The organism is Tamlana crocina (assembly GCA_040429635.1).
Taxonomy (GTDB): Bacteria; Bacteroidota; Bacteroidia; order Flavobacteriales; family Flavobacteriaceae; genus Flavisericum; species Flavisericum crocinum.
This window is the reverse complement of sequence record CP158972.1, coordinates 2,119,147-2,131,169: the sequence shown is the minus strand read 5'-3', so window position 1 is coordinate 2,131,169 and position 12,023 is coordinate 2,119,147. Positions and strand designations below refer to the sequence as shown.

Below are 12,023 nucleotides of genomic sequence, written 5' to 3'. Positions count from 1 at the left end.
TTCATATACAAACCGTTAAAAGAAACATTAAAAATCAACTTTTAAAGCAAAAAAAATCCAGCTAAAAAGCTGGATTTTTTATATCATCTATTTTAAAAGAAAACTATACAAACAAAGGCTTGTCCTTCATCATGCTGTTTACTCTTTCTTTTATAGTTTCTAAAGTTGCGTCATCCTCAAAGTTGGTAATTACTTCATCAATCAACTCCACAATGGCCAACATATCGTTTTCTTTCAAACCGCGAGTGGTTACCGCAGCAACACCCAAACGGATACCAGAAGTTACAAATGGTGATTTATCATCAAATGGCACCATGTTTTTGTTTACGGTAATATCAGCTTTTACCAAAGCTTCTTCCGCATCTTTACCAGACAGGTTTTTGTTTCGTAAATCAATCAACATACAGTGGTTATCGGTACCACCAGAAATGATGTTATACCCTTTTTCAACCAAAGCATCGGCCATAGTGCTGGCGTTTTTCTTCACTTGCAATTGGTAGTTTAAGAAATCGTCAGTTAAAGCTTCCCCAAAAGCAATCGCTTTAGCGGCGATAATGTGCTCCAATGGACCACCTTGGTTTCCTGGGAATACCGAAGAATCCAATAACGACGACATTTTACGCAAGTTTCCGTTTTTCAATTTAATTCCGAAAGGATTATCAAAATCCTGCCCCATCATAATCATACCGCCTCTTGGTCCACGTAACGTTTTGTGGGTTGTAGTGGTTACAATGTGGCAATGCGGAATCGGGTCGTTTAAAATTCCTTTGGCAATTAAACCAGCTGGGTGTGAAATATCGGCCATTAAAATAGCACCAACGCTATCGGCTATTTCCCTGAAACGTTTAAAATCGATATCGCGAGAGTAAGCAGAAGCACCAGCGATAATCAATTTTGGCTGTTCTTTGGTAGCAATTTCTTGAATTTTATCATAATTCAACACTCCGGTTTCCTGCTCTACCCCATAAAACACCGGGTTATAAAGTTTACCAGAAAAGTTTACTGGCGAACCATGCGTTAAGTGCCCACCGTGCGATAAATCGAACCCTAAAATTTTATCTCCCGGTTTTAAACAACAAGCAAAAACTGCCGTGTTGGCCTGGCTACCAGAGTGTGGTTGAACATTAACATAAGCCGCGCCAAACAAAGCTTTTGCTCTATCGATAGCTATTTGCTCTACTTCATCAACCACTTCGCAACCGCCGTAATAACGTTTTCCGGGGTATCCTTCCGCATATTTATTGGTTAATACCGATCCAGCAGCTTCCATCACTTGTTCGCTCACAAAGTTCTCAGAAGCAATCAACTCAATACCATGTAGTTGACGTTCTTTCTCGGCTTGTATTAGTTCAAAAATTTGTTCGTCACGTTGCATATTAAAAAATGTTCTAGTTAAATATTCGGCAAAAATAACAAATAGATTATTTATACCCATCAAAAAACGGTTAATTAGCACGAAGTTATAAACCATCTTTTTAACTGTTAAAACTATCCTACATTTTTTTATATTTTTTCAGATAAAATAAAAAAATTATGTAGGTTTGATGAGAATACTATAATAATAAACACCGAATAAAGTTATGCCATTATCCGCTAACAATCCAGATAGAACTTCGTGGTTGCACGTTGATAAAAACTCCGATTTCCCGATTCAGAACATTCCGTTTGGGGTGTTTTTAACTCGCGACGATATCATTACCATTGGAACTCGAATTGGTGATACCGCCATAGATTTGGGTGCATTGCACCAGTTGGGATATTTTGAAGGCATTGCCTTAACGGACGATATTTTTCTTCAGGATTCGTTGAACGATTTTATTGCCGACGGAAGAAAAACATGGCGAGCCGTTAGAAACCGCATTGCCGACATTTTTGATAGTAATAACGACACGCTTAAAAACAACAAAAGCCATAAAGAAATCGTGCTATTTCGATTAGATGAAATTGAAATGCAATTGCCCGTGCAGATTGGCGATTACACCGATTTTTATTCCAGCATGGAACACGCCAAAAATGTGGGCAGTATGTTCCGGGATCCCGACAATGCTTTGTTGCCGAACTGGCTGCACATTCCCGTGGGGTATCATGGAAGGAGTTCTTCTATTATTCCATCGGGCATTCCCATTCACCGTCCGCAAGGCCAAACCTTACCCAACGGTGCTACCGAGCCCATTTTTGGCCCTAGTAAATTAGTGGATTTTGAATTGGAAATGGCTTTTATTACTACCGACGCCAACGATTTGGGCGAACCCATCCCCATTGATGAAGCAGAGGAATATATTTTCGGTTTGGTATTGATGAACGATTGGAGCGCACGCGACATCCAAAAATGGGAATACGTGCCATTAGGCCCGTTTTTAGCAAAAAGTTTTGCCACGTCCATTTCGCCGTGGATTGTTACACTCGATGCTCTAGAGCCTTATCGCGTTGCTGGGCCGAAACCTGTAAAACCACAAATGGACTACCTAAAATATAAAGGCAAAAAGAGCTACGATATTAATTTAGAGGTGGCCATTCAACCCAACGGTGCCAAAGAAACCGTGGTGAGCAAAAGCAACTTTAAATACATGTATTGGAACATGGTACAACAATTGGCGCACCATACCGTAAACGGATGTCCGGTTAATTCGGGCGATATGATGGGGAGCGGCACCATATCTGGCCCCACCGAAGACAGTTATGGCTCTATGTTAGAACTGACTTGGAAAGGCGAAAAACCCATTACCTTGAAAGATGGCACCGAACGTAAATTCATTAACGATAACGATACCGTGATTATGCGAGGTTACTGCGAAAAAGATGGTACCCGTATTGGTTTTGGCGAAGTGTCCACCAAACTGCTTCCGGTTTTTGGCAAGAAATAGATATAATCAATTATACAAATATTTGAATTTCAGTAAAAAGTGCTCCCTTAGCGGAGCATTTTCATTTTTAAATATAGTTAAATTTTAAATATTTTTCATACAAATATCAAATTAATTTTTCATTTAGTCGGATTAATTAGTTTTTAATCGGAAGTTTAATTATTTTGGCATCAAAATTGAAAAGCCTTCCAAATAAACCAAAACGATTAACCTATGAAGAAATTTTTACTTTTCAGCTTAGTGGCTCTCATGGCACTATCGTGCAGTACGAGCAAACAAATAGAAAAAGCCGTAAGTGTGGGCAATTACGATCAGGCTATTTCTTATGCCTTGGATAAATTACGCACCAATAAGGACAAAAAAGGAAAAGCCGATTTTATAATCATGCTCCACGAGGCCTACAATAAAGCCACCGCCCGCGATTTGGATAACATCGATTTCCTCAAAAAAGACAACAATCCCGAAAATTACATTCGTATTTACGATGCCTATGTGGCTTTGGATAACCGCCAAGAACGTATCAAGCACATTTTGCCGCTTTATGTTAACGGGAAGGAAGTCCGTTTTAATTTTTCAAATTACCACAACCAAATTATTGGAGCCAAAAACGGTGCTTCAGAACAACTTTATATCAACGCCACTAATGTTTTAAAGTCAAAAACAGCCCATAAAATGGATTACCGTTTTGCGTACGACCAATTTCGTGATATTGAAGATATCAACCCGAATTATAAAGATGTACGCCAACTTATGGAAGTGGCACACCAAAAGGGGACAGATTTTGTTTTGGTTGAAATGATAAACGATACCCGAAAAGTGATTCCGCAGCGATTGGAAGACGATTTGTTGAATTTCAGCACTTACGGATTGAATAACCTATGGACGGTGTACCACAACAACCCCACAAACGAGGTAAAGTACGATTACAATATGCGCGTTAATTTGCGGGAAATAAACACTTCGCCCGAACAAATAAGAGAGCGCCAAATCATTAAGGAAAAGCAAATTGTAGATGGCAAAAAACTATTATTGGACGAGAAGGGCAACCAAGTTAAAGACAGTTTGGGCAATACCATTGAAGTGGACAACTTAAAAACCGTGCGTTGCGAGTTTTATGAATTCACACAATTTAAGGCGGTTAAAGTGGCCGGAAATGTGGAGTATTACAATTTAAACACCAAACAGCTTGCGGATGCCTTTCCGGTGGATAGCGAGTTTGTGTTTGAACACATTTACGCCGATGCCCGTGGCGACCGCCGGGCTTTGGAAACCACACTTCTCCCCTTTTTAAACAACAGACGTGTGCCCTTCCCTACCGAAGAACAAATGATTTTCGACACCGGAGAAGACCTTAAACTCCAACTCAAAAATATTATGAATTCGTATTCTTTGAATTAAAATATAGAAAAATGCCCAACTTGAGTTGGGCGTTTTTTATATCATTTGTCCCGCCCCATAACAGCATCAGCTAGGAAAACCAAAAGCAACCGTATACAATTCCAATGCCTCAGCTTTACCCCGCAGTTCCGTTTCCCCTAAAGAAGTCAAAGTATAAGTGTCATCAAGTTTTAAAGCCTCCACCAACACTTTGGAAATCAAAATTTCAACTCCAAAACTGTTGCATAATGCTTGGATACGCGCGGTAGTATTGAGCACATCGCCAGTAAAAATGATGTCTTTTTTAAGGCTTCCTATTTCGCCTGTGGTGACTTTGCCCATGTGGAAACCCGCTTTAAATGTCGGCACTACTGCAAACTGTGTTTTGTACCACTCGGCACGTTGCTGCAAGGCGGTTTTCATTTGCATAAAACAGGCTAAACAATTGTTGTTTTGCAATCCTTTTTTTAATGGCCACGACACCACAATCTCATCGCCCACATATTGGTAAATTTCACCCGAGAAGTCAATAATCGCCCCCGACAAATCGCGATAATAGGCATTTAGCAAATCAAAATATCTAACATGCCCTAACTGCTCGGCGATCGTGGTTGAGGATTTCATATCCAAAAACATAAAAATACGTGTTTCCTCTTGGGGTTTATGGTATTTTCCGGTGAGCAAATTGCGTAATACGCCATGCCCCATATTTTCGCTCATCTCCACATAAAACAACGAAATACCCAACGATACGCCCAATTGCAAAGCCGTACTCCAAAAAGTCAGGCTTTTTAAAAATACCGCGAACTTAGTCCAAACCGCTTCGCTAAAAACAGACACGCCCAACTCCAAGCTGGCCGCCACGGGAAAGGTAAATGATAAAATAACAAACAAGAGTAAAATGTAAATACACAACTTGCCCAACATTTTTTTTGCAAAACTATTTTTGGTAAACAACGGATTAATCACGTAAAGTTCAATCGTGCCAATAATCAGCCCCAAAACAAAAATGGTACTACATGCAAAAAGCAACACCCTAAGATTAACTTTTATAGCGCCTTCGGCCACGGTGGTAGGTGCTGCGGCGTATTCAATAAACAGAAAAACGAATGCCAACAGCAACCAAATAACACCAAACGGCAATATTCTGGAAAGGTTGTACTTAATGCGCGATGCGAGCATGGTGGTTGGTTAATGCAGAAAACGAAGTTAACCTTTCTTCATAAAAAAAGAAAGTCTGCCCCAACGTTTTTAGCTATCCGAAACGTGTTTTAAAAAATCGCCCGATTTAATTTGCTGTAATCCATCAAGCGGTAAATTATAAAGATAAACAACGGTTTCAATCGTTGCACCATCTTCTAAAAAAGCAGTAACTTGTTCTTTTTTAAACAAATGCGGTTCGGGATAGTTGATACCAGTGCCCTCGTAGTCATCAAGCACTTTAAACACGGCAGCATCGTGTATTTTGAATATTTTTCCGTGTACATTTTCAGAAGTGTTTTCACTTAAAACTGCGCCGGGGTACCAAGATATTCTGTAAAGTTTTCCGTGGAAATAACCATTGCCCAAACACTCAGAATGAGCGTGCAAAAAACTGGCCATATCGTTGCCGGTGTCTTTCAACAACGTGCCGTAAACAAACAAATAAGTAGAAGTCATGGATTAAACAAACTGACCTAAATCCAGATTGTTGATGGCTCCGTGGCTATCGTGCGCCACAACACTTCCATTTTTAATGGCCAACAATTGCGGCGATTCATGAAGCACTTGAAACTTAGCCGCAATTTCATTGGAAACCTCACGAAAGGCAATTAAATCCAAATAGTATAAATCGGCATCGGTGTCGTTTAAATTGTAATCGGCCTCAAATTGCTTTTTTACCATACGGCTAATACCACAACGCGTAGAATGTTTAAAGATGAATTGTGTTTTTTCGTTTGATTTTTGCTGAATATCGTCCAGCTGATTAACGGCGTTCAATTCAATCCAAGGCAAGGCCTTTTCTTCTTTGGGTTCGTCTGAACCTCCAAATAATTTATTTAATAACCCCATAAAACTTCTCTTTCTTTTTAATCATTTTTAACTCAGTCGAATCAAATTTCAAATCTTACAAACGGACAAAAAGTCACTACAAATCAGTATTTAACAGACATTTTGTCTCCCTTACTACATTGGTAAGATAATTGACTTTGTGTGGTTGTAAAAGTAAAAAACAAATCAGGTTCTCTAAAAGGGAATCTAAAAAAAATACAAATATGAACCTAAACAATTATACCATAAAATCGCAGGAAGCCATCCAGCAAGCGCAACAAACCGCGCAAGGCTTGGGGCACCAACAAATAGAAAACGAACACCTTTTTAAAGGCATTTTTGAGGTGGATGAAAACGTTTTACCTTTCATTTTGAAAAAATTGAACGTTAACGTTTCAATACTTCAACAAGCTTTAGACAAGCAGCTGGAAAGTTTTTCTAAAGTTTCGGGTGGCGAACTGATGTTGTCTCGTGAAGCTGGAAAATCGCTTAACGAAGCATCGATTATTGCCAAGAAAATGAAAGATGATTATGTATCGATTGAACATTTGATTTTGGCGATTTTTAAATCGAATAGTAAAATAGCACAGATGTTGAAAGACCAAGGTGTTACCGAAAAAACCTTGAACGCTGCTATTGCTGAATTACGCCAAGGCGACCGCGTAACATCGCAAAGCCAGGAAGACACCTACAACTCTCTGGGCAAATACGCTAAAAATTTAAACCAACTGGCCAAAGATGGCAAGTTAGATCCGGTAATTGGTCGTGATGAAGAAATACGAAGAATTCTTCAAATTTTATCACGTCGTACCAAAAACAATCCGATTTTGGTTGGCGAACCCGGTACGGGTAAAACGGCTATTGCCGAAGGTTTGGCTCATCGAATTATTGATGGCGATATTCCTGAAAACTTAAAAGACAAACAAATTTTCGCGCTCGATATGGGGGCACTTATTGCCGGCGCAAAATACAAAGGTGAATTTGAAGAACGCCTAAAAGCCGTTATTAAAGAAGTAACCAGTAGCGATGGCGATATCGTACTGTTTATTGACGAAATCCACACCCTTGTTGGTGCGGGTGGCGGACAAGGTGCTATGGATGCTGCCAACATTTTAAAGCCTGCCCTAGCCCGTGGCGAACTGCGCGCTATTGGAGCAACCACTTTAGATGAGTACCAAAAATACTTTGAGAAAGACAAGGCCCTGGAACGACGTTTCCAAAAAGTTACGGTAAATGAACCCGATACCGAAAGTGCCATTTCCATACTTCGCGGTATCAAGGAAAAATACGAAACACACCATAAAGTGCGTATAAAAGATGATGCCATTATCGGTGCGGTAGAATTGTCGCAACGCTACATCACCAACCGTTTTTTACCTGATAAGGCTATCGATTTAATGGATGAGGCTGCTTCAAAAATGCGCATGGAAATCAACTCCAAACCCGAAGAACTCGATGTTTTGGACAGAAAAATTATGCAGCTTGAAATTGAAATCGAAGCCATTAAACGCGAAAAAGACGAAGCGAAATTGAAAAGCCTGCGTTCCGATTTAGCAAACCTAAAAGAAGAACGTAACGAAATCAATGCCAAATGGAAAAGTGAAAAAGAAGTGGTCGATAATATCCAAAACACCAAACAGGATATTGAAAACTTCAAATTGGAAGCTGAAAGGGCCGAGCGTGAAGGCGATTACGGAAAAGTGGCCGAATTGCGCTATGGTAAAATAAAACAAGCCCAAGAGCAACTTGAAATCTTTCAAAAGCAATTGCAGGAACAAAGTGAAAATTCCTTAATAAAAGAGGAAGTCACTTATGATGATATTGCCGAAGTGGTTGCCAAGTGGACAGGCATACCCGTTACCAAAATGCTGCAGAGCGAACGTGAAAAACTTTTGAAGCTTGAAAACGAATTGCACAAGCGTGTGGTTGGCCAAGAGGAAGCCATTGAAGCCGTAAGTGACGCCGTAAGACGTAGCCGTGCCGGATTGCAAAATCCACAAAAGCCAGTCGGCACCTTTTTGTTCCTCGGAACCACTGGTGTTGGTAAAACCGAATTGGCAAAAGCATTGGCAGAATACTTGTTCGACGACGAAAACGCCATGACCAGAATTGACATGAGCGAATACCAAGAACGCCACGCCGTAAGTCGATTGGTAGGTGCGCCTCCAGGATACGTAGGTTATGATGAAGGCGGACAACTGACCGAAGCCGTGAGAAGAAAACCGTATTCGGTGGTACTGCTAGATGAAATTGAAAAGGCACACCCCGATGCATTCAACATCTTGCTACAGGTATTGGATGAAGGCCGATTAACCGACAACAAAGGACGAGTGGCCGATTTTAAAAACACGATTATCATCATGACTTCCAACATTGGAAGCCACATTATTCAAGAGCGTTTTGAAGCCACAAAAGACATAGAAACGGCCATAGAAGTCGCCAAAGTAGATGTATTGGCGTTGTTAAAACAATCGGTGCGGCCTGAGTTTTTAAACCGAATAGACGATACTATTATGTTTACACCTTTAAGCAAGGAAAACATAATTGATATCGTGGGGCTTCAACTAAAAAACATCACTAAGATGATAGCCAAACAAGGTATCACTTTTGATGCTACACCAGAAGCCGTGAGTTACTTGGCCGACAAAGGTTACAATCCAGAATATGGTGCCCGACCTGTAAAACGCGTTATCCAAAAAGAAGTGCTTAACGCTTTAAGTAAAGAGATTTTGGCGGGGAAAGTCACAACAGATAGCATCATTTTACTCGATGCATTTGACGATAAACTGGTGTTTAGAAACCAAGGCGACCTCGTTCAAGAAAAATTTTAAGATTTATTAGTTTGATTGACTACCCGAGTAATCGGGATAAAAAAAAGCAACACAGTCCATAAAAAATACTAGTGTTGCTTTTTTTATTTAAAACTGTAAACCCTTCAAACATTTCGTGCCTAATCAAAAACATGATAATAACGGATGGATTCCATTCAACAGTTATTCTTCGAGCAGCATGCACGCCCCATTATTCCCGCCGAACCGCAAAAACCAAGTCCCGACTCTGAAAAAATGAGCTATAAACAAATTTAAAAATCAACAGTGTGTCGCTATAGCTTAACCGTTAAATAAAGTTTAAAACCAGCCCAAACGCTGGTTTCTTTTTTATATTTGGTTTCTTTAACATAACACGATGCAAAGAACTTTACTCTACCTGTTTTTATTCGTATTTACTTGGGCTTCTCTTCAAGCCCAAAAACCTAAAACCCCATCTTCTGCCGAAATTTATAAATCCATCCAAAAACTTAATGTTTTGGGCTCGGTGCTTTATGTGGCGGCACATCCCGATGATGAAAACACCCGATTGATTTCGTACATATCCAATCATTTAAACGTCAATACGGCCTACTTGTCGTTAACCCGTGGCGATGGCGGACAAAACCTTATAGGTCCTGAAATCAGGGAACTTTTGGGCGTCATCCGCACCCAGGAACTTTTAGCGGCCAGACGTGTTGATGGTGGCGAACAAGTATTTTCGAGGGCCAACGATTTTGGTTATTCCAAACACCCCGACGAAACTTTCGACATTTGGAATAAAAACGAAGTATTGAGCGATGTGGTTTTGGCTATTAGAAAGTTTAAACCCGATGTGATCATCAATCGTTTTGACCACCGCTCGCCCGGCACTACCCACGGCCACCATACCGGTTCGGCCATGTTGAGCATGGAAGCATTTGATTTGGCCAACAATCCATCTGCCTTTCCCGAGCAACTTGAGCATACTTCCATTTGGCAGCCCAAGCGCATATTTTTTAATACCAGCTGGTGGTTTTATGGCAGCGAGGAAAAGTTTGAACAAGCCGACAAAAGCAACATGCTCAGTTTCGATATTGGCACCTATTATCCACTCACAGGCATCTCAAACAACGAAGTCGCTGCTTTAGCACGGAGCCAGCATTTAAGTCAGGGCTTTGGTACCAACCTACAACGGGGCAATCAAAACGAATACATCGAGTTTTTAAAGGGCGAGCCACTTTTGAACAACAACGATATGTTTTCGGGTATCGATACCTCTTGGAACCGCATTAAAGGCGGAAAGGCCATCGGTAATATTTTGAATGAAGTAGAAGCGAATTTCAATTTTAAAAACCCTTCGGAACATATTCCGCAATTGGTGGAAGCCTACAAATTGCTTCAGAATATTGAGAACGAGTATTGGAAAACCCAAAAATCAAAAGAGCTAAAATCGATTATTGAAATGTGCGCTGGTTTGTATTTAGAGGCTTCAGCCGATACCAGTATGGCCACACCTTCTGAGACTATTAACGTAAACCTTGAAGTGCTGAACAGAAGCGATGTGCCCATTACTTTGATGAGTTTAATTACCCCAAACCACCCCAACATTTCAAAAAATATCGCATTAAAAAATAACGTAAAATATAATTTTAAAGAACCAATAAAAATTGAAAGCGAAGCTGCTTACACCTCACCGTATTGGTTGGAAAAGAAAGGTTCTTTGGGCATGTACCGAGTGGATGACAAATCACTCATCGGTCTCCCCGAAACGCCAAAAACTTTAAAAGTCGATTTCCATTTGCAAATTGCAGGCACACCGTTTACATTTTCAAAAAATATTATTCACCGCTACGCCCAACCCGACAAAGGTGAACTGTACCGTCCGTTTGAAATCATTCCCGAAGTATCGGTTGCCCTTACCGAAAAAGTGATTATTTTCAGCGATGATAAACCACGCGACATTCACGTTACGGTAAAGGCCGGCCGCGATAACTTGACGGGCTACGTACAAATAGCGCATCCTGAAAACTGGAGCATTTACCCCAAAAAGCAAAAGATAAACATAGCTAATAAGGGCGAAGAACAAACATTGGTTTACACGGTTATTCCGCCAAAAAACCAAAATGAAGGCTTCTTAAAACCCACGGCCCATATTGAAAATAAAACCTACTCGAAAGAACTTATTGAAATTGATTATAATCATATTCCGTTTCAAACGGTTTTATTGCCCAGCGCAAGTAAAATTGTGCGTTTAGACATTAAAAAGAAAGGTGAAAATATTGCTTACATTCCTGGTGCGGGCGATGTGGTTCCTGAAAGTTTACACGAAATTGGGTACAACGTTAGCGTGTTGAATCCTTCTGAAATTACTCCCGAAACCTTAAAACATTTTGATGCCGTTGTAGTCGGCATACGGGCATACAATACCGTAGAAGAACTCAAATTTAAACAGCAAATACTTTTCGATTTTGTGGCCGATGGCGGAAACATGATCGTACAATACAACACCAATCGAGGCTTAAAAACTGAAGAGTTGGCTCCGTATGAACTGCACGTATCGCGAGACCGTGTTACCGACGAGCATGCCGAGGTACGCTTTTTAAAACCCGAGCACCCGGTTTTAAATGAACCCAATAAAATTACCCCACAGGATTTTGAAGGCTGGACACAGGAACGCGGACTCTATTTCCCAGATTCTTGGAGCAAGGAATTCACACCCATTTTATCGCTTAACGATAAAGGCGAAAGCCCTAAAAACGGTAGCTTATTGGTTGCCAAACACGGAAAGGGCTATTACATTTACACCGGATTAAGCTTTTTTAGGGAATTCCCTGCCGGCGTTTCCGGGGCCTACCGACTATTTGCTAATATGCTTTCCATTGGCAAAACAGATATCAATGAACAAGCGCAACTCAACGATTAATCATGGAAGACAATAAAGCCCCGAAACAAATTTGGCAAA

8 protein-coding genes are annotated in these 12,023 nt (G+C 40.5%); 4 read left to right on the top strand and 4 right to left on the bottom strand.

Translation table 11 applies throughout. From position 1 onward, the window contains the following. Positions 1-103: 103 nt before the first annotated feature. Positions 104-1,375, bottom strand: a complete 1,272-nt coding sequence (glyA, locus tag ABI125_09405) for a serine hydroxymethyltransferase (GenBank protein XCF04943.1) — start codon at positions 1,373-1,375, stop codon at positions 104-106. A gap of 205 nt (positions 1,376-1,580) precedes the next feature. Between glyA and fahA the strand changes: the two genes are divergently transcribed. After that, the gene (gene fahA / locus ABI125_09400; GenBank protein XCF04942.1) at positions 1,581-2,864 is read left to right on the top strand and encodes a fumarylacetoacetase; all 1,284 of its coding nucleotides are present in this window, start codon (positions 1,581-1,583) and stop codon (positions 2,862-2,864) included. A gap of 213 nt (positions 2,865-3,077) precedes the next feature. Continuing rightward, positions 3,078-4,262 carry a hypothetical protein gene (locus ABI125_09395; protein XCF04941.1) on the top strand — a complete coding sequence of 395 codons (1,185 nt, stop codon included), beginning with the start codon at positions 3,078-3,080 and terminating at the stop codon, positions 4,260-4,262. 66 nt (positions 4,263-4,328) lie between these two features. Here the strand turns inward: ABI125_09395 and ABI125_09390 are convergent, their stop codons facing one another. The 3 genes from ABI125_09390 to ytxJ all read right to left on the bottom strand — a co-directional run bounded on the left by ABI125_09390 (position 4,329) and on the right by ytxJ (position 6,293). Further along, entirely contained in the window at positions 4,329-5,423 is a 1,095-nt protein-coding gene (locus ABI125_09390; protein ID XCF04940.1) for an adenylate/guanylate cyclase domain-containing protein, read from the bottom strand. Between the two features lie 69 nt (positions 5,424-5,492). Then, positions 5,493-5,900 (bottom strand): gamma-glutamylcyclotransferase family protein, encoded by a 408-nt coding sequence (locus tag ABI125_09385; protein ID XCF04939.1) that lies wholly within the window; start codon positions 5,898-5,900, stop codon positions 5,493-5,495. 3 nt (positions 5,901-5,903) lie between these two features. Beyond that, on the bottom strand, positions 5,904-6,293 hold the full coding sequence (ytxJ, locus tag ABI125_09380) for a bacillithiol system redox-active protein YtxJ (protein ID XCF04938.1): 390 nt from the start codon (positions 6,291-6,293) through the stop codon (positions 5,904-5,906). A 203-nt stretch (positions 6,294-6,496) separates the two neighbouring features. On the opposite strand from ytxJ, the gene clpB reads away from it, so the two are divergent. Further along, complete coding sequence (gene clpB, locus ABI125_09375; protein ID XCF04937.1) at positions 6,497-9,103, top strand: ATP-dependent chaperone ClpB; 2,607 nt, start codon at positions 6,497-6,499, stop codon at positions 9,101-9,103. Positions 9,104-9,458: 355 nt separating this feature from the next. Then, positions 9,459-11,984 (top strand): PIG-L family deacetylase, encoded by a 2,526-nt coding sequence (locus ABI125_09370; protein XCF04936.1) that lies wholly within the window; start codon positions 9,459-9,461, stop codon positions 11,982-11,984. The last annotated feature ends 39 nt before the right edge of the window (positions 11,985-12,023 follow it).